At 36.7% G+C, this 20,401-nt stretch carries 18 protein-coding genes; 12 read left to right on the forward strand and 6 right to left on the reverse strand.

Annotation, left to right across the window (positions count from 1 at the left end; translation table 11 throughout):
* Window positions 1-70 precede the first annotated feature (70 nt).
* The 10 genes from H5126_RS09380 (at window position 71) to H5126_RS09425 (ending at window position 11,515) form a co-directional block, all read left to right on the forward strand.
* Complete coding sequence (locus H5126_RS09380) at window positions 71-883, forward strand: DUF3025 domain-containing protein (protein WP_096793172.1); 813 nt, start codon at window positions 71-73, stop codon at window positions 881-883.
* Entirely contained in the window at window positions 880-1,668 is a 789-nt protein-coding gene (locus H5126_RS09385) for an ABC transporter ATP-binding protein (RefSeq protein ID WP_024596859.1), read from the forward strand. Before H5126_RS09380 ends, H5126_RS09385 begins: the two co-directional genes overlap by 4 nt.
* Complete coding sequence (locus H5126_RS09390; protein ID WP_039487952.1) at window positions 1,661-2,869, forward strand: ABC transporter permease; 1,209 nt, start codon at window positions 1,661-1,663, stop codon at window positions 2,867-2,869. Before H5126_RS09385 ends, H5126_RS09390 begins: the two co-directional genes overlap by 8 nt.
* A gap of 139 nt (window positions 2,870-3,008) precedes the next feature.
* Window positions 3,009-5,063: a hypothetical protein gene (locus H5126_RS09395; protein WP_182719828.1), complete on the forward strand. Its 2,055-nt coding sequence runs from the start codon at window positions 3,009-3,011 to the stop codon at window positions 5,061-5,063.
* A 20-nt stretch (window positions 5,064-5,083) separates the two neighbouring features.
* A complete protein-coding gene (locus H5126_RS09400) occupies window positions 5,084-5,503 on the forward strand; it encodes a hypothetical protein (RefSeq protein WP_182719829.1) in 420 nt (139 codons plus the stop codon).
* Complete coding sequence (locus tag H5126_RS09405) at window positions 5,500-5,937, forward strand: hypothetical protein (protein WP_170173886.1); 438 nt, start codon at window positions 5,500-5,502, stop codon at window positions 5,935-5,937. Before H5126_RS09400 ends, H5126_RS09405 begins: the two co-directional genes overlap by 4 nt.
* Before the next feature lie 80 nt (window positions 5,938-6,017).
* Window positions 6,018-7,181 carry a hypothetical protein gene (locus H5126_RS09410; RefSeq protein WP_182719830.1) on the forward strand — a complete coding sequence of 388 codons (1,164 nt, stop codon included), beginning with the start codon at window positions 6,018-6,020 and terminating at the stop codon, window positions 7,179-7,181.
* Between the two features lie 88 nt (window positions 7,182-7,269).
* A complete protein-coding gene (locus tag H5126_RS09415; protein ID WP_182719831.1) occupies window positions 7,270-8,064 on the forward strand; it encodes a hypothetical protein in 795 nt (264 codons plus the stop codon).
* Window positions 8,061-8,273, forward strand: a complete 213-nt coding sequence (locus H5126_RS09420) for a hypothetical protein (protein WP_182719832.1) — start codon at window positions 8,061-8,063, stop codon at window positions 8,271-8,273. Before H5126_RS09415 ends, H5126_RS09420 begins: the two co-directional genes overlap by 4 nt.
* Before the next feature lie 182 nt (window positions 8,274-8,455).
* Window positions 8,456-11,515, forward strand: coding sequence for an ATP-binding protein (locus H5126_RS09425; protein WP_182719833.1), 3,060 nt, complete (start codon window positions 8,456-8,458; stop codon window positions 11,513-11,515).
* 19 nt (window positions 11,516-11,534) lie between these two features.
* On the opposite strand, the gene H5126_RS09430 is transcribed toward H5126_RS09425, so the two are convergent.
* The 6 genes from H5126_RS09430 to H5126_RS09455 all read right to left on the reverse strand — a co-directional run bounded on the left by H5126_RS09430 (window position 11,535) and on the right by H5126_RS09455 (window position 18,417).
* Entirely contained in the window at window positions 11,535-12,380 is an 846-nt protein-coding gene (locus H5126_RS09430) for a UDP-2,3-diacylglucosamine diphosphatase (protein ID WP_024596856.1), read from the reverse strand.
* Between the two features lie 233 nt (window positions 12,381-12,613).
* The gene (locus tag H5126_RS09435) at window positions 12,614-14,338 is read right to left on the reverse strand and encodes a proline--tRNA ligase (protein WP_182692835.1); all 1,725 of its coding nucleotides are present in this window, start codon (window positions 14,336-14,338) and stop codon (window positions 12,614-12,616) included.
* Between the two features lie 89 nt (window positions 14,339-14,427).
* Window positions 14,428-15,132: a tRNA (N6-threonylcarbamoyladenosine(37)-N6)-methyltransferase TrmO gene (tsaA, locus tag H5126_RS09440; RefSeq protein ID WP_002961223.1), complete on the reverse strand. Its 705-nt coding sequence runs from the start codon at window positions 15,130-15,132 to the stop codon at window positions 14,428-14,430.
* Between the two features lie 212 nt (window positions 15,133-15,344).
* Complete coding sequence (locus H5126_RS09445) at window positions 15,345-15,914, reverse strand: outer membrane beta-barrel protein (protein ID WP_002961225.1); 570 nt, start codon at window positions 15,912-15,914, stop codon at window positions 15,345-15,347.
* A gap of 259 nt (window positions 15,915-16,173) precedes the next feature.
* Window positions 16,174-16,638, reverse strand: a complete 465-nt coding sequence (locus H5126_RS09450) for an acyl-CoA thioesterase (protein ID WP_024596822.1) — start codon at window positions 16,636-16,638, stop codon at window positions 16,174-16,176.
* A 132-nt stretch (window positions 16,639-16,770) separates the two neighbouring features.
* Window positions 16,771-18,417 carry an electron transfer flavoprotein-ubiquinone oxidoreductase gene (locus H5126_RS09455; protein ID WP_182719834.1) on the reverse strand — a complete coding sequence of 549 codons (1,647 nt, stop codon included), beginning with the start codon at window positions 18,415-18,417 and terminating at the stop codon, window positions 16,771-16,773.
* Window positions 18,418-18,638: 221 nt separating this feature from the next.
* Here H5126_RS09455 and H5126_RS09460 point away from each other — a divergent pair, with 221 nt between their 5' ends.
* Both H5126_RS09460 and H5126_RS09465 read left to right on the forward strand, forming a co-directional pair.
* Window positions 18,639-19,388 (forward strand): electron transfer flavoprotein subunit beta/FixA family protein, encoded by a 750-nt coding sequence (locus H5126_RS09460; protein ID WP_182715514.1) that lies wholly within the window; start codon window positions 18,639-18,641, stop codon window positions 19,386-19,388.
* Entirely contained in the window at window positions 19,389-20,315 is a 927-nt protein-coding gene (locus H5126_RS09465; protein ID WP_182692832.1) for an electron transfer flavoprotein subunit alpha/FixB family protein, read from the forward strand.
* Window positions 20,316-20,401 lie beyond the last annotated feature (86 nt).

Below are 20,401 nucleotides of genomic sequence, written 5' to 3' on the forward strand. Positions count from 1 at the left end.
TCTATTAAGTAGAACCAGTTTTTGCGGTAAACTTCTCGTAAATTATAGGCATAAATTGTTAAAGGTTTAAATGAAGCGTTTTACTCCCCCCGAGCAGTGGCAAATCAGTAGTTTAGAAACAGGTGCATTTGCGCATTTACGTGAGCTATTTAAAGTTAACGAACTAACAGATTGGCCGGCGCCGCAGTGGTTTTCTCCATTTTTAACTGCTATTAATGAGAATAATATTCCTATTACTTTTGAAGATGATGCAAAGGTAGACTTTGGCGAGCGGTATTACGAGCAAGTAATTTTTGAAACGGGTGTTGTACCTACACGAAGTGAAAATTGGCATGACTTATTTGGTGGGTTTATATGGTGTTTATTTCCAAAAACCAAAGCGTTAATAAACCATAGACATGTGCAAGATATAGCTGAGCATGGACTGCAACAGCGTACTAAGCATCGTAATGCACTAACGCTTTTTGATGAGTGTGGTGTTGTATTAGCTATAAGTGAGAGTAAATGGCAGCAGTGGCTTTGCGATCACCAATGGAAAACTGCATTCGTTGAACACAAACATGAGTGGGGTAAAACAATAAAACCTTTTATGTTTGGTCATGCTAATTATGAAATGCTAACAAAGCCTTATATAGGTTTAACGGGTAAAGCGTTATTTGTTTGTGTACCGAATGAAATATTTTGTAAAGATTTAGTAACTCAATACCAGTACCTTGACCAAGCCCTTTATGAGATGATTAATACAGATAACTGCTTAGCCGATAACAAAAAGCTTTCACCGCTGCCTTTATTAGGTGTGCCAGGCTGGCATGACGAAAACAAAGATGACTCTTTTTACAACAATACAGATTATTTTAGAGCGAAACGAAGGATGCGAACATGATAGAAGTTGCTGGGCTTAAAAAGAAATTTAAGCTAACTAAAGATCACAAAAAAAATAAAATAGATGACATCGATCCTCGTGAAGATAAAGACTACTTTCACTCAGTACGAGACGTTAGTTTTAGTTGCGCTAAAGGTGAGGTACTTGGATTGCTCGGCCCAAATGGTGCGGGTAAAACGACGACACTGAGAATGATTTCAACCGCGTTAAAGCCCGATGAAGGCTCAATAACGATTGCCGGAAACGATATTGTAAAAAAACCGCTACTGGGCCGTAAGTCTATTGGATTTTTATCAGGCTCTACGGGGTTGTATGGCCGCTTAACTGTAAAAGAAAACATAGAGTATTTTGCAAAGCTTCATGGCATGAACAAAAGCGATATTGCATCGCGTTGTGATGAGCTATTTACATTGCTAGACATGCACAAATTTGTAGATAAACGGGCAGAAAACCTTTCAACGGGGATGAAGCAAAAAGCAAATATAGCGCGTGCAGTTGTTCATCGCCCAGCAGTTGTGGTACTTGATGAGCCAACAACGGGCCTAGATATTATGACCACACAAACCGTTATTAAATTTATCAAAGGTTTAAAGGCGCAAGGGACGCCTGTTATTTTCTCAACCCATCATCTAGATGAAGTAGCCCTTTTATGTGACCGTGTCGCTGTAATTAACGAAGGAATTAGCTGTTTTGACGGGACAGTAGAAGAGTTTAAACAAGCAGGTAATAGTGATGAGCTTAATCAAGCGTTTATGAATATATTAACGGAGAAACATGATGTTTGAGGTATTTAAAAAGGAATTAAGAGAGTTATTACGCGATAAAAAAACGCTATTATTTGTTGTCGCGCTTCCTGTTGCTATATTTCCGTTATTGTTTGCCGTAATGGCATTTATAAGCTCGCAAGCTGCAATGGACGCTGAGCAAAAAGTAAATACTTACGCGATAATCAACGGTGAATACGCACAAGAGTTTACAGATAAAGTGTTTTATCACAAAAGTTTTGAGCTTTATAAAGGGGATAAAACCTTTAACAATATAGATGAGCTTAAAGCAGGTGTAATCGCTGGCGATATTGATATGGGTATTTATTTACCAAGTCATGCTGTGCAAACATTGGACGATGGAAAACAAAGCCAGTGGCAGGTTGTTTTTAACGATTCAAAATCTATCAACTTTTTATTCGAACGCGTTAAAGAGCTCGCAAAAGAATACAGTGACGTGCTGCAAACTCAAAAGCTAATCAGTTTTGGTATTGAAGAGTCTGTTCAAAAATCTATTCTTAATCCAATTGAAGTCATAAAAGTAGATACCGCCGATAAACGTGAAAACCTTGGCGAAAAAATTGGCGGTTTTTTACCTTACCTACTTATTCCATTAGTATTGATGGGGGCAACTTATCCCGCTATTGATTTAGGCGCTGGCGAAAAAGAACGCGGCACACTAGAAACACTCCTACTTACACCTATTACGCGTACAGAGCTGGTGCTTGGTAAATTTATAACCTTGTTAACTACATCCATTGCCTCCACAACCATAACCGTCTTAAGTATGGGCTGTTGGATAGCATTGGCGCTCGCATTTGCCGATCTTGATTTTATTAAAGCCGCGTTTAGTACATTAGCAGTTACCGATTTACTAATGATATTTGTACTATTGTTACCTGTTGCAGCTATATTTTCGGCCTTAGCTCTGGCTATATCTATCTATGCTCGCACGTTTAAAGAAGCGCAAAATTATATGGCACCACTTAGTATGGGCGTATTTTTCCCGATTATTATTTCAATAATGCCAAATATGGAACTCACTGCTAAAACAGCATTCATTCCTGTTACAAACGTAGCATTAGCAATTAAAGAAATAGTAAAAGGGACTGTTGATTACACATTTGTAGGCTTAATATTTTTAGCCACTGCAATCATTGCTGCTGGACTATTGGCATTTTGTGTTAAGTGGTTTAACCGAGAAGATGTATTATTTAGGTAAGAATTTATTGGTAATAAAAAGCATCACTTTAGTGATGCTTTTTTGTTTTTGAAGCCAATTTTTAAAGTGGTTTGTATTCGGTGATTAAATAGTTTAAATTTATTGGCTGAACTATGGATTATAAAACAAGGATGGATTCTTGAAAACACCACTATTTTGCCTCTCGCTATTGAGTGTTAGCTGTGCTTTTAGCTCGCTAACCTACACAACACCATTACAAGCAAAAACCATTCAACCAACTTCTCAGTTAGGAACTTGGCAAAACAAAGATGAAGATGGCGATGGTGTGCCTGATGAGCAGGATGACTATCCGTTTGATGCTGCTAAAACTACAATGTCGGTTGTTCAAGAACAAGAGTTTAATAATAACGTTGGCCAAGCAAACCCAGTTGGGAATATACCTTTTAAAGCGGCGGGGGTTATTGCTAAAAATGTAGATATAGATGATTTTAAATTTAATATCCCCAGCTCAATGCTATTTGAAGACTTATCAGTGACGTTTATACTTTTTAAAGATGATTCACGTTTTACACCGTCTTTAACGATTATTAATAATAATGGCGATGTTATTTCTTCTATACCAACAAACATTGAACACATTGGTAAAGTCGGTCAGGTTATTACCTTCTCGCCTAAGCAAGCGGGTGAATATAATTTAAGTATTACTGATAGAAACAACTTAGGTGCAGATAGCTTTACATATACGGTACATGCGTTTATTGATATAGATAAAGACGCAGTTCCCACAAACAAAGAGCTTGCTTTGGGAATGAACCACCTTGGGCAACATACAGATGCTGATAAAATACCCGATGGAAATGAGTACCATATTTATACAGCTAACTTTATCTTTAGTCATGATGTCGACAATGATGGTACTCCAAACTGGCTTGATTTAGACAGTGATGATGATGGCATTACTGATGCTATAGAACAAACCTACGATTTAGATGGTGATAAAAAACCAGCCTTTATTGACTCAGATAGTGACAATAATGCAGTTTTAGATTCAGATGAATTAAACTTAGTTGAATTTATCCGTTATGACTTTGATGGTGATGGCATCCCTAATTTTTTAGATACTGACGACGATGGCGACTTTTTGTTTGATGAAAATGATCCGCAGCCACTAGAAAAACTAATTGGTATAAATAACTTATACCCATCAAATACCCCAGTCATTAGCTCTGCAACATATTCTCATAGTGACGAAGCAGTATTTATTAACAAAGTTAGGCCGTTTTTCCCTGCTAATTTAAATGCAGAAAACCTAAAAGGTGATGCGGCACATTTGGTAATGTTAAAAGGGGATGACAAACAGCCAGTCGTTAATTTACCAGTGACGATTACATCAGAGAATAAAATTGAATTTGTTATACCTAATTATCCAAAGGTAGCGTTGGGCGGAGAACCCATTACATTTTTTCTAGCTATAGATGGCTATAAAACCAACAGTATTGATGCCACATTACTGCATCCAAAAACACCAGTTGTTACAGGCATTCCGATTAAAAATGTAGTTGAAGGCGATAAAGTATCAATAACTGGTGCAAATTTAGAAAGTGGTACTGCATTAGTTTTTGCAGATGGCCCAACAATTCAGTTGGATTATATAGACGATACTAATGCTAATTTTATCGTGCCTAGTGATGTTGGTACAGGCTGGTTTAGCTTACAAAATGTATATGGTGAAAGTAACTACTCAAGTATCAAAAAAGAACACGTTATATCCCTAAAGGTTGTCATGCCTGATTACTTACATATTAAGGGACCTTTTTATGTAGATAATTTAGACGGAGAGTTTTATGGCATTAATGCTTTTAATAACGAACAGGTACAAATAAGCTCAACCACTGATTATATTTCTCTTTATTACAAAAACGGCATTCGATTATTCCAAAGTTACATAGCCGATGATAGCCAAATAGAGCTAAGTGTTGATAGTACGCTTAAATCTTTTGTTTTACGTGCTTTTGCATATCAAAACAAAGTTGAGAATGTCCAACAGTTAAAAAATAAAATAAGTGATTTAGTATCATACAAAGAGTTTAAATACTGGTATGAAGAAAATTTAAGGCAAGAGTCGATTGACGCATTTTTAAAAGATGACTCTTATAGCATTATTGGTAAAGCCACAGCAGTAGCCGATGATCTTTATAAAAAACTAAAAAGTGAACGTAAAAATAATAATTAAGAGTATATAAAAGGAACGTTATGTTAAAAAAAACCATGTGTGTATTGCTTGGTTCATTAGTTTTGCAAGGGTGTGTAGACTCATATTCAGTTAATGATGTTATTGAAGGTTCTGTCGAACTAAAGCCCGATATTGGACTGTTAAATTATAAAGTGAGTGTTGAAGGTCTAGAGCGTGGTTGTTATATATACCTCTCTAAACCAGATAATGACTTTTGGCATGTAGAAGATCAACAAAAAATGTTACAGGGAGTTTCTTGTTTTAATAATAAGCGAAAGTTATTTGCTCAAGCACCTGACGTTAGTAGTTTTACTTGGACAGAGGCTGATGGTGGATTTAATTTTACTATGGATGCCACAGCAATCAGTGTAGATGAGGAAAAGCTTAATGTTTACACAACGTCCCCCTTATTTGTTCCGTTCACAAAGGATTTAAAATGAAATCACAATTAATAGCCTTTTCTAGCATTATGTTTTTAAGCACATCAGCTTTTGCAGATGAATCAAATGTGAATTTTCCTGCTAAGGATAATCAAGATCCATTATTTATAAAGAAGTGCGAAGAGTTTAGAAAAGCAAAAGCTGATAAAGACATTGATACCTTGATGTCTTTTGTACCAAAGCATTTCAAAGATACTGAGGACGAAAAAAAACGCGCTATCGCATACTTGAGTAAAAAGGCAGAAAAGTTTCAAAAGTATGTAACAAGCCCTGAATTCGAGGTTTTATCTCAAAAATTATCAACTGAATCGAAATCTAATTATGCACAGGTTGATATAAGAGCCCAGTATGGTGAAAAAAAATTCGTGTCTGACGGCTGTGTATTTGAACTTACCAAAGAAGATGGTTGGATAATCATTATTGCGTCTAGTTAATTAGCTTTTGACTACTTTAAGTATTTATATGTTATTAGAGTATGTAACTAAGCATACTCTTTTTGTTTAAAGAGGGAATTTTGGCTAATTCAATTATATTAAAATCACTATTAGAAACGATTAAATGGCTTTTCATTTGGCTAACGGTAGCAGGGCTTGTGCTAGGTGTTTTAAGTCAAGGCTTTATTTTTGATACAAGCGATGGGCTTGACGTTTTATTAATTATTGTGCTTTTGATGTTTCAACACCGGTTAAAGTTTGATGAACACAATAATCAAATAGATATAAAGTTGGGGGCTTATTTTTTTAAGAAAGAAATCTTCACGTATAGTCACCACTCCATTGATACAAACAGTATAAACACAATATCGTTTAGAGCAGATAAAGCTGTAAATATCATAGATATTAATTACACCTCAGCACAAGGCAAATTGAGCACTTATACGTTTAGGTGTTTCAAGCAAGACAAACAAGCACAGCTAGTAGTGAGTAAACTCTCAACCGTTGAGCGCGTTTATACTGCTAAACGTGAAGAGGCCGAGGCTGAAAAAACAAACTCAGCAACAGTAAACAAATTTTCAAAAATATTCCCACAAAATACTATTTTAGGTAATGCTGAGGCTAAAAATAATATTCCTATACTTAGATGCGCGCTACCACTCCCTGATAGTAAGAAAAACTTAGTTCATTTCATTGTTGTGTGTTTTGCTTTGCTTTCGCTATTTATTGCGTTCTCATCACAAAACTGGAAACCTTCTTTTGCATTTTTAGTAATAACTTATGCAAGTTATTACTTCGCTAGGGTTATTGTTTGTAATAAATACTATTTTATAAAAACAGCGCCCTTAAGCTCCATTATCATAAACGATGATGAGCTTTATTTACCTGCATTATTATTTACCGATCAAAAACCGCGTACATTAACTAAGCAGGATATTATTAGCATTGAGGCTAAGTGGAATTACGATTACGACTCAGTTGAAGGAGCAATTGGAAGAACAACTAAAAGGTCGCATTTAATCTCACTAGTATTTAGTACAACAAAGGGGCAGAGTATCCCACTGTCTCATTGGAGTGTTGATAGTAAAACACTTGTGTTTTCATTATTAAAATATAAATATCCAGTATCGTTAGACAGAACAAGCCAAATGGTTTACCCATTTAAACTTCACGTAGGGCTATTCGTTTTTTTGTTTATACTCATTATACTTGTTATGAGCCTGCCAAAAATTATATCTACTTAATGATAGGTACTTTTGTATAGGCGCTGATTACAGTTCAATGCAGCGTGGTCACGCCGTTTTTAGGTTGCTAACTTTTAAGGATAAAGTTTTGAAAAATATATTTAAATTTATAGTCGTTCTTACCGCAAGTTTGTGTGGTTATGCACACGCACAAAATAACCTTTCACTCAATTATCAAGTCACTAAAGAGTTAACTCATTTTGCATACATTAAAATAAAAGTCACCGATAAATACCTTCGTACAGACTATGTTTTGCCAAATAAAACCTTTACAGAAATGACTATTAAAGATGATGGACAATATATTTTAGATCATCAAAAAAATATCGCATACAGATTAGATTATGCTTTAAATAAAGAAAATAGTGATAAAGCTCTTACTGATATGATGAAATATGCGCCAGGATTTACTAAAGAACAAATTTATGAAATGAGCTTAGATCCTAAAAACGACCCTAATAATTATATCGCCTACGAAAAGGAGGGCGAAAATTTATTTATAGGGTATTTTGATGATGAAAAAGTCCAAACAGTAAAAACGAGCTCATTCCCAAGCCAATTTCTATCATCTGCTGAATATACTTGGCTTTTAAAACGAGCACGAGAAGATACTTATTTTGGAAAAACGTTTGTTGGTTTTTTAGATGTGCCTTTAATAGACTTTATGCGTAAATTTAAATATGAAACAAATCAAATACCGACAGAAATATCACTGCATGATGAAGGCAAAGCTGTTTTTTTAAAGACTGTTAGTAACAGTGAAATAGATGAAGGTGAACTTAAAATAGACCCTAAGTTTATGATTAAAGACATAACGCATGAATCGATTCAATTTTTGAAGAATTTAGAAAGTATTGCTAGGGAACAAGGAGTAATAGAATGAAAAAAACCACAAAAAAACACATTAGATTAATGGCTGCGTCACTTATTGGTTTAATGCTTTTGAGTTATGGGCTCTTAGCAATGACTCTTGATACTGAGTCTAATCCAATAATCAACTATATCTGTATAGGAGGAGGGTTTATTTTCTGCATGGTTATAGTCATATTTGTTGTGAAAGAAGGTCTGAACAATCAGAGCATTCCTAAATAGTCCTTTAGGTCCAACGTTTGTTAATTTGAATTAACCTTTTGCAAATACAGCTTTTTAGGTAGTACATTAGTACTTAAATATGTAAAAAATTAGAATTAATAAGGATAACTGATTAGTTAGATGGTCCAATTATTTCTATAATGCTCTATACTAATAACAATAAAAATTTATGGTGAAGGTAAATGCTAAAAAGAAATATTTTGTTGAATGTAACAAAAAATAATAAATTAATGCTCGTTGCAACAATAATATTTGTTCTTATAGCTTTGCCTTCTCTATATATGTTCGATCAAAAAGTAAGAAGTGATGTTTACCATTCAGCTCAAATAGAATTAAAGCGTGAACTTGAAACAAAGAGCTATTCATTAAAAAAACATCTTAAAGACAGTGTTACCGCCATTCGCTTTTTAGATGCTACACCACCAATACAAGGCATTACCCGCGCAAAAGAAAATAAACTAATTGATCCCGTTCTTGGTACGCCAATAGATGTTTGGCAAGAGCGCTTAGCAAGTATTTTTACTGGTTTTATGCAGACCGATGACAGTATTTTGCAAGCTCGCTATATTATGCTCGAAGATGGTGGGCAAGAGATTGTTAGAGTTGACCGAAATCAACTTGGAGAGATTAATCGACTGCAAGGTCTGCAATTACAAAAAAAAGGCCAACGCGATTACATAATTAAAGCAAGCATGCTTGATAAGAAAAGTGTCTATATTTCTCCAATTAACTACAACCGTGAAAATGGACAGATACAAGAACCTTATATAAGCACTTTTCGTGTTGCTAAGCCTGTTTTTGATGAAAATAATAAAATATTTGCAATATTAGTTACTAATTACTTTGCGGATAAATTACTTGAAGATTTAACAGTTGAATCTCCACAAGGGACGCAGATTTACCTTATGAATAATGAAGGTGAATTTTTATATCATCCAAACCCTCAACTTCGATTCCGTTTTGAATTTAATAAAACTAAAACATGGTCTGAAGAATTCTCTACTGCAACCACCATGACAGAGCAGGGCACTTTACCAATAAGTAATTATCCAGTGGATTACACTTTAAAAAAACGAATTTCGTTTGAGGGTGATATAGCCATGCTACCTTTAGAGCTTGGTGTAAGTGTTGATACAAAAACATTGTTTGCAAAGGTGAATGAGAGACGTCAAAACTTTATTGCAATGTTAGTGGTATTTTTTAGCGTATTTTTAGTTATTGCTTTTTTATACCAACGCTTTATAAACCGTAAGCTGTTAATTAATTCTCTAAAAGAGCAAAACAATAAAGTAATAGAAAATTCTTTGGATGCTATTTTTACAATTGAGCAAAACGGCGAAATTGTTCACTTTAATAATACCGCTAAAGAGGTTTTTGGTAGTTCAATATCAGGCACTAATCCTGATTTTGTCTCGCTGTTTAATTTAAACGACGCAGACACTAATTGTATACAAGAGACCATTACAAACGGTTCAAAAATGCCGTTTGAAGCTATCTACACTGATGGTTATGGCAACAAACAATACTTTTCAATCACGCTTAGCAGTATTTTTGATGTATACAATAACCGTTATCAAGTAGCGGCTATTTTAAGAAATATTAGCTCGTTAAAAAACACTCAATCAGAGCTTGAAGGTTTGAACAGTACTTTGGAGCTAAAGGTTTCACAAAGGACCATTGAACTAGAACGTGCAATTGACCAAGCATTAGCAGCAAGCCAAGCAAAAAGTGACTTTGTAGCAAATATCTCTCACGAAATACGCACACCAATGAATGGCGTACTAGGGATGCTTGAAATGCTCAAAGAAGATGGCTTAACCGATCAACAATACCATTATTTAAAACTAGCAAATAGCAGTGCTAATTCATTGATGAATCTGATTAACGATATTCTTGATTTTTCTAAAATTGAAGCAGGTAAGCTTGATATTGATAACCATACATTTGATGTTGTTACAGTATGTAGCGATATGATTAGCTCTTTAGCTTTACAGGGCCAACGCAAAGGTCTTGAAGTATTTTTAGATACTAAAGATGTAGTAGACAGAATGGTTATTGGCGACAGCCATCGACTTAAACAAATTTTAATTAACTTAGTTAATAATGCATTTAAATTTACCCACCGAGGTGAAGTAAGTTTAACTGTCGGTTCTAAGTACATAACTGACTCAAAATTATTAATGAGCTTTACAATAAAAGATACCGGAATTGGTATAGCGCCTGAAAACATAGACAAACTATTTGAAGTATTTACACAAGAAGATTCAAGTACAACCCGTCATTTTGGTGGTACAGGCTTAGGCTTATCTATATGTAAAAAACTTGCTCAGTTAATGGGTGGTAATATTACGGTTATAAGTAAAAAGGGCGCGGGTAGTACCTTTACCGCAACGGTTGAGCTACACGTTGCACAAGAGAAAAAATTAAACACAGGTATAGAGCTTGCTACAAGTATCAACGTAGCTGCATTAATAGCGCGCGATAACGTTTATAAAAACGTATGCGACTTATTGTTATTAACCTGCAAAGTAAAAGCAGAAAACATTGTACGACTTGACTATTTTAGTGAGCACAAAGAGTTTGAAGCTGACTTATTATTGATTGACGATGAGCATCCTCAAATTGATGCCCTTATTGATTATTGTAAACAGTTTAATAAAAAGTACGTCTTAATTTTACGCGACATGGTGACCGATAAACCGACTAAAATGATATTACCTGAGGGTAGCCACATTCTAAATAAACCGCTTACTCAAGATCAATTCAGCTATAAATTGGCCAGCTTATTTGGTGCTAGTAGTGACTGTATTATAGCGCCACCAAAAGGCTTGGAAGAGGAACAAGTAGAGCCTGACCTATCTGCGTATCATGTATTATTAGTTGACGATAATATGATAAACATTGAAGTAGCTAAGGCAATATTAAAACGTACTAAAGTAAAAATCACTTGTGCGTCAGACGGTATAGAAGCCTTAGAAGCACTGAGAGAAAACGAAGAGCAAGCTTTTGATGTTATATTAATGGATTGCCAAATGCCCAATTTAAATGGCTACGATACCACAAGTGAAATTAGAAATAGTAAGGCAGGGGTAGATTATACTCACATACCGATTATCGCTATGACAGCGAGTGCGATGGAAGGTGATAGAGAGCGTTGTTTAGCTGCTGGAATGAACGACTACATTACTAAACCAATTAAACCACAAACTTTAAAAGACAAGCTAATTACTTGGTTAAGTTAATCGTTTTGAAAATCAGCTGCTAAGCAGCTGATTTTTTTGGTTTGGTATTTGTTGACGTATTTAAAGGCGTGTTAAGAATAGCTATGTCTGCGCTATCGAGTATAAATTGTGTATCTGACCAATGTAGTAATTCTATCTTTCCATCTTGCTGCTCTACAAGCGCAGTACAGCTCTCAATCCAATCACCATCGTTACAGTACATAATACCGTCATCCACTTTAATTTTGGGATGGTGAATGTGTCCACAAATAATACCGTCTACGTTTTGTTTTTTAGCTTCATGAACTGCGGCATCTTCAAAGGCACTAATTGCTTCTCGAGCTTTGTGTACCCGAGCTTTTATCCACGATGCAAGCGAGTAGTAGTTACCACCAAATATTTTACGTATACGATTGGTCCAGCGATTTAAAAATAATAAAAAGTCGTATCCTGCATCCCCCGCAATACTAACAAGTTTGTTATAACGAGTCGCTGAATCAAAGTCGTCGCCGTGTATAAGTAAAAACCGTTTATTAGCTTTAGTGGTGTGAATAAACTGCTGGTGGATTTCAACACCAAATAATGTTTGATTTATATAGTTTCTAAACGCTTCATCATGATTACCGGGAATATAAATGACACGTGTACCGCTAGCTGCTTTTGTTTGTATGCAGTTTAATACTTCATAATGAGAAGGGTGCCAATAAAACTGTCGCTTCATTGACCATAAGTCAATAATATCACCCACTAAATAAAGTGTGTCGGATTCTACCGAGTTTAAAAAATCAAGTAAGTAATCAGCTTTACAATCTTTGTAACCTAAATGAACATCAGATATCCAAATGGCTGGATAATGTTGTTTTTTACGCAGTTGATTGTTTGTCATGCCCGTCATCCATAGTGTAATAATTAAACACTGTAGATAAATCTAATGACACTTATGAGACACTTTAGCGAAGCCTCCATGACAATTTATACCAAGGCCGTAATTAAATGATTTCTACAAAGCTAGGAAAGGTGAGTCATTGAGCAGCTATTATTACGTATTGCTATTAATCGCGCATAAAAAAGGCCGCATTTTAAATGCGGCCTTTTAGTCTATTTTGAGCGTGCGTGTTATTAACCTTTAACAGCCGCTTTAATTGCATCAATTGCTGTATCAATATCAATCATTAGCTTTTCACCGGTGCGGCGGTTTTTAAGCTCAACTTTATTCTCGTCAAGGTTACGCTCACCAATTACAAGCGTGTAAGGTACACCAATTAGCTCCATGTCATTAAACATAACACCAGGGCGTTCTTTACGGTCATCAAATAACACATCAAGACCTGCATCTTTTAAACCCTGGTAAAGGTTATTTGCAATATCAGGAATACGATGCGATTTGTGCATGTTCATTGGAACAATCGCTAAATCGAATGGCGCGATTGATTTTGGCCAAATGATCCCGTATTGATCGTTGTTTTGTTCAATAGCAGCAGCAACAATACGTGAAACACCAATACCGTAACAACCCATGGTCATGGTTTGGTTTTTACCGCCTTCGTTTAATACTCCCGCTTTCATCGCTTCAGAGTACTTGGTACCAAGTTGGAATATATGACCTACTTCAATACCGCGTTTAATTTGTAAAACGCCTTGGCCACATGGGCTCATATCGCCTTCAACAATATTACGAATATCAGCAACTTCGTAATCAGTTACGTCACGATCCCAGTTAATACCGCTGTAATGCTCGTCGTCTTTATTAGCACCGGCAACAAAATCAGCAAGGATATTAGCGGCTCTATCAACAATAATAGGCATAGATAAGCCGACCGGGCCTAAGGAGCCAGGTTTTGCACCAATAGCAGCAACAATATCTGCCTCTGTTGCCATTTCAAGCGGAGAGTCTACTAATGGGTGCTTTTCAGCTTTTAATTCATTTAAATCATGATCGCCACGAAGTACAAGCGCCACTAAACCACGTGCATCGTTTTCATCAGGTGCACCGTAAACAATTAAGGTTTTAACACCGCGATGAGGTTTTACACCGTAATGCTTTTTAAGCTCATTAATTGTTTTAGCGTCAGGAGTAGGGAATGCTTTTAACTCTTTACTTGCTTCTGGGCGTGGATCGTTTGGCGCTAGTGCTTCTGCTTTTTCAATATTAGCTGCGTAATCACTGCCATCACTAAATGCAATGGCATCTTCGCCCGACTCAGCAAGTACATGAAACTCGTGCGATAAGCTACCACCAATAGACCCAGTATCAGCAAGTACAGGGCGGTAATCAAGGCCTAAACGCTCAAAAATGTTACAGTATGCTTTGTGCATCGCTTGATAAGTCGCATCTAAACATTCTTCACTTAAGTGAAAAGAGTAGGCATCTTTCATTGTAAATTCACGAGCTCGCATCACACCAAAGCGAGGGCGACGTTCGTCGCGTACTTTAGTTTGTACTTGATATAAAGTAACTGGTAACTGCTTGTAGCTGCTTATTTCTTTACGTACGAAATCAGTTATTACTTCTTCGTGTGTTGGACCAAGTGCAAACGTACGGTTATGACGGTCTGTGAAGCGCATAAGCTCAGGACCAAACTCATTCCAACGGCCAGACTCTTCCCACAAATCAGCGGGTTGAATTACAGGCATTAGCATTTCAATAGCACCTGCTTTATCCATCTCTTCACGTACAATGTTTTCTACTTTACGTAGCACACGTAAACCAGAGGGTAACCAAGTGTATAAACCCGAAGCGACGCGACGGATCATACCGGCTCTAAGCATTAACTGATGCGATACGATTTCAGCATCTGATGGCGTTTCTTTAAGTGTTGCGAGTATATATTGGCTTGTACGCATGTTTTTTCCGAAATAGAGTAATTATGTTCTTTTAATAGAGCTTAAGTTTAACAGCGGATGCTTTTACACTAAAGCGCTAAGTGAGTTATTTAGTTTTTTTCTATGTTTGTTACTACGTTATGCTCGCCATTGACTTGCCAGCGAATATTATAATTGTACAAAGTCATACCATAGCTTTGCTCGCCGTCTTTTTGTTTTTTATAGGCAGGGCGGGGATCTTGTTTTAAAACATTAGCTATAAAATCATGTAAATCTGGGTATTGTGTTTGCGCATTAACAAACTCAATTGCCTGAGGGCTAAATTCAACCGTCATTTGTGTTTCTGGGCGTGTATCTGCAAAGCCAGCACTGGCGTCAAGCATTGCATCTGAATAGGGTAAGTACGGTTTAATATCGATAATGGGGGTGCCATCAAGTAAATCAATGCCAGCGAGTAATAAACTAAGTTGTCCGTTTTTATATTCAATACCTTCAAGTTTTACTGCGCTCATACCAATCGCGTTTGGTCTAAATGTAGCGCGGGTAGCAAATACACCTTTTCGCTCATTCCCACCTAAACGAGGTGGGCGAACCATAGCAGAATAACCTTTATCGGCCGTTTCATGAAAACGAAATAACAACCAAATATGAGTAAATTCATCTAAACCACGTACAAACTCTTCGCGATTAAAATCAGGTGCAAAAATAAGTTTTGCCTTGGCTTGTGGCACTAAACGAGGCTGCCTAGGTATAGCAAACTTTTGTTTATAAGGAGATTCAATGTGGCCAATAGCCGAAATGGTATAATCGCTCATAGTACTCGGGTACAAATAAAATAGAGCGCTATTCTACCTGCATTTAGTATTTATGGCATTAGTGTAAGTAAGTTTATTGCTTATAGACCAAGCGGTTTAAAATCACTTATTAGACTGAGTGGTTTATATTTTGTATTAATATATTTAAAAAGGACCTAAAACAAAAAAGGGCAAGCTCATAAGCTTACCCTCTGATACATGTTAAAGATTAATTAAAACATGTATTGAACTGATACAGACGCTACATCCATGTCTGGATCAATATCGTCATCAAGTTTGTAGCGTTCGTACTCTAAACGAAACTGTACATTTGTTGTAAGTGCGTATTCAATACCCGCACCGTAAAATGCATCACCACCATCTGTAGAAGCTGTTACACCACCTACTGGTAAATCTTGTGTGTAATCTGCATCCCACTCAAGCCAACCGCCTTTTGCATATACAGAAAAGCTCTCTGTTATTGGGTAGCCCAAACGTGCGGCAAGCGATACGCCATCAATTTCAGCTTTGCTGTCTATATCACTTACTTCATCAAAGTTTTGATAAGCAAGTTCTAAGCTTAGGTATTCGTTAAACTGAGTACCAATATAGCCTTTAAGCATTTGTGCATCGTCGTCAAAGTCAGTGTCGTTGTCACTGTCTTCAAATTCAAAAGAATATTGACCGTAACCGATACCAGTATAAATACGTGGAGAATCGAAATCAGAAATGTCAGCGTGTGCTGCAGAGTTAAAACCCAGTGTTGCTAGTGCAATAGCTGAAAGAGAAAGTGTTTTAATCATTGAATAGCTCCTTTACAAAAAATAATCAAATGCTTGATTTCATTAATCAAACTTCAATTATCTACTTGCAGCGAGCGTGCCAATATTAAAATGGATTAAAAACACGCCATAATTGGTTCTTTTGTATTGGTTTTTACATTGTTTAGCGTGTTTTATAATCAAAGTGAACTTTTGCGTAATCGTGTACTCTAAAATAAGTTGTATGTTTTACAAAGTATAATGAGTTTTTTACATAGCCTTACTCTATTTAAATTACTAATTAGACTTTATGAAGCAAGTTTTCTGTTTCAATTGCTATTTCTTTCATTTTTATAGCGTAATTTTCTAACTTAATGTCTTCATCGGTCACTGCTTTAAACGAAGGCACTTCTATTGGGTAGCCCGTTTCATCCATTGCAATAAAGCTGATAACACAATGGTTTGTTTCAACCATATTTTGCGTTTTTGGATCGCCACACCTAACTTGAATAAATATTTGCATGCTACTTCTACCCGTATGAGCAATTTTAGCTTCTACTTCGACTATTTGACCCACTAAAATAGGGCGTCTAAATTTAACACCCGCAACCGAAACCGTTACGCAGTAATGACCACTCCAACCTGCAGCGCACGCATAACCTGCTTGGTCAATCCACTTCATGACGGCCCCACCATGAACTTTACCACCAAAATTAACATCAGTAGGCTCTGCTAAAAAACGAAAAATAACTTTTGACGACGGCATAAATAACACTCTTATTATTAAAACTACTATTAGCATAACGTAAAAAAGGGGCCGAAGCCCCTGCAATTTAGGATATGTTTATAATTTATATGTAAAAAACGTAGTTATATAGCTATACAGCGCATAATTTAGTTACATATTAGGATAATTTGGCCCACCTGCACCTTCAGGTGTTACCCATGTAATGTTTTGGCTTGGGTCTTTAATATCGCAGGTTTTACAGTGCACACAGTTTTGGGCATTAATAACAAACTCTTTATTGCCTGCAATTTCTTGTACTTCGTAAACGCCTGCAGGGCAATAACGTTGTGCGGGTTCATCAAATTTAACTAAATTTACGTTAATAGGAATTGACGCATCTTTAAGCTTTAAATGACACGGCTGTGATTCTTCGTGGTTAGTATTTGATAAAAACACACTTGAGAGTTTATCAAAGCTAAGGTGTCCATCTGGTTTTGGGTATGCAATTTTGTCAGCTGCGTTAGCATCAACAAGGGTAGAGTGATCGGGCGTATTATCTTTAAACGTAAAGGGTAAACCACCATTAAAAATGTTTTGATCAAGAGTATTGTACGCACCACCTAAAAATTTACCGAGTTTGTGCATAGCAGGGCCAAAGTTACGAGATTGATATAACTCTTTATATGCCCATGATTGCTCAAACGCAGTTTGATAATTAGTTAAATTGGTATTTGCTAACTCATTTTGCAATGCTTCAAAAATAACCTCTGCGGCAATCATTCCTGATTTCATTGCAGTGTGATTACCTTTAATTTTTGCAAAATTAAGAGTGCCTGCATCACACCCAACAAGTAAACCACCAGCAAAATGCATTTTTGGTAATGAATGCAAGCCACCTTTAGCAATAGCACGCGCACCGTAAGCAATACGTTCAGCGCCTTCAAGTACGTTTTTAAATACAGGATGGTGCTTCATTCGCTGAAACTCATCAAACGGGCTCAAATGTGGGTTTGAGTAATTTAAATCAACAATTAAACCAACAACAACTTGATTGTTTTCACTGTGATACATAAATGCACCACCATTAGTATCGCCGCTAAGTGGCCAACCTGTACCATGAACTACCTTGCCAAGCTCATGTTTACTTTCATCTATTCGCCAGATTTCTTTAAAGCCTAAACCATAATGCTGCGGTGATGAATCTGCATCAAGTACAAACTCATTGATTAGTTGTTTACCTAAATGACCTCGGCAACCTTCGGCAAAAATAGTGTATTTTGCACGAAGCTCCATGCCTGGCATGTAACCGTCTTTTTTATTACCATCTTTGTCTACACCCATATCGCCAGTAATAATGCCTTTTACTGCTTCATCTTCAATTATTAAAGAGTGTGCGCTAAATCCTGGAAATATCTCTACGCCTAAGCTTTCAGCTTGCTCTGCAAGCCATCGACATACATTGCCCATAGATACAATGTAGTTACCATCATTATGAAATGTTTTTGGTGTAGCAAAGTGGGGAATTGATGTCGCTTTTTGCTCGTTATTAAACCAATAAATTTCATCATTAGTTACTTTGGTTGTAACCGGTGCGCCAAGCTCTTGCCAATTAGGTAGTAGTTCATCCAAAGCTCTGGTTTCAAAAACAGCACCAGAGAGTACATGTGCACCTACTTCAGAACCTTTTTCGACTACGCAAATCATGCACTCTTGTTGTTTTTCTTGTGCTAATTGCGCGAGTTTAATTGCACTTGAAAGCCCAGCAGGGCCTGCACCAACAATTACTACATCAAATTCCATGGTTTCACGTTCGACCATAATAACCTCTTTATCTATGACGGACTTATTTGAATGTTTACTACGCATTTAAATAAGGTGTACAGCCTATTTATAACTTTGCAAATTAAACGTTACAGACTGTGAATAGTTAAAGGTTATTTTAGGTTGACGTTTACGTCAACAGGAAGTAGTCTAATTTCATAAAATAAATAGGTTGACGTGCACGTTACCTTGTAGGTTTAAATAATTATGGAGTTCCTATGAAAGTTCTCGTACCAATAAAAAGAGTGATTGATTACAACGTAAAAGCACGCGTTAAAAGTGATAACAGCGACGTTGATTTAACCAACGTTAAAATGGCAATGAACCCGTTTTGTGAGATTGCTATAGAAGAAGCAATTCGCCTTAAAGAAGCCGGTACCGCCACTGAAGTGGTTGCCGTAACTATTGGTCCAAAAGCATCACAAGAACAATTACGCACAGCATTAGCATTGGGCGCTGACAAAGCCATTCACATCGAAACCGATGAAAAGCTCGAGTCACTTCATATTGCAAAACTACTCGCTAAAATTGTAGAGCAAGAAACGCCTGAACTTGTCATTTTAGGTAAGCAGTCAATTGACTCAGATAATAATCAAACAGGTCAAATGCTTGCTGCATTAACTAATCGCGGGCAGGGTACATTTGCATCAAAAGTTGTTATTGAAAATGGCAAAGTAAACGTAACTCGCGAAGTTGATGGCGGGCTGCAAACGGTAGCACTTAATTTACCGGCGGTTGTTACAACTGATTTACGCTTAAATGAGCCTCGCTATGCATCACTGCCAAATATTATGAAAGCCAAACGTAAGCCGCTTGAAGTAATAGCAGCAGATTCGCTTGGTGTTGATTTAACACCGCGTATGCAATTAATAAGTGTTGAAGAGCCAGCTAAACGCACCGCAGGAATTATTGTAGAAGACGTTGCACAGCTTGTAGAAAAATTAAAAACAGAGGCAAAGGTGATTTAAATGAAAACACTCGTAATTGCAGAGCACGACAACGGTGCCTTAAAACCAGAAACCTCAAAAACTATTAACGCTGCAGTAAAAATGGGCTTTCCTATTGATGTACTAATAGCAGGTAACAACTTAAGCGCAATGAGCTCACAAGTTGCAAGCATTGATGGCATAGCTAATGTTTTAGTTGCCGATAATAGCGTTTATGAACATCAGTTAGCTGAGAACATGAGCGATTTAGTTTTATCACTTAGCGACACCTACAGCCACATTGTTGCAAGTGCTACTACAACGGGCAAAAACTTTATGCCACGTGTTGCCGCGCTATTAGATGTTGCGCAAATTTCTGAAATTATCGCAGTAGTGGACGCCGATACATTTAAACGACCTATTTATGCAGGTAATGCAATCGCCACGGTTAAATCACTCGACAGTAAAAAAGTAATTACCGTACGTGCCAGTAGCTTTGATTTACAAGGTGAGCAATCAGCTGTTGCTATAACAAGCATTGATACAGTATCAGATTCGCAATTAAGCAGCTTTGTAAGTGTTGAGCAAACAGAATCAGAACGCCCTGAGCTTACAGCAGCTAGTGTGGTCATATCGGGTGGTCGCGGTATGCAAAACGGCGAAAACTTTGCATTACTTAATGGTATTGCAGATAAACTAGGTGCAGCTATTGGTGCATCGCGTGCAGCAGTTGATGCAGGCTTTGTACCTAACGACATGCAAGTAGGGCAAACAGGTAAAATTGTAGCGCCTAATTTATACATTGCAGTAGGTATTAGCGGTGCTATTCAGCATTTAGCGGGTATGAAAGACTCAAAAGTAATCGTCGCGATTAATAAAGACCCTGACGCACCTATTTTTCAAGTTGCAGATTACGGTTTAGTGGCTGATTTGTTTGAAGTACTGCCACAGTTAGAAAGTGCTTTATAGCCTTCAAATAAACAAACTTATTCTGGTTGAAAGCCGTGGTGCTCTTTGAGTGCTGCGGCTTTTTTATTCGATAGATTAAAGACACA

Origin of the sequence: Pseudoalteromonas sp. SG45-3 (assembly GCF_014164075.1) — a bacterium.
In the GTDB taxonomy this organism is placed as follows: Bacteria; Pseudomonadota; Gammaproteobacteria; order Enterobacterales; family Alteromonadaceae; genus Pseudoalteromonas; species Pseudoalteromonas distincta.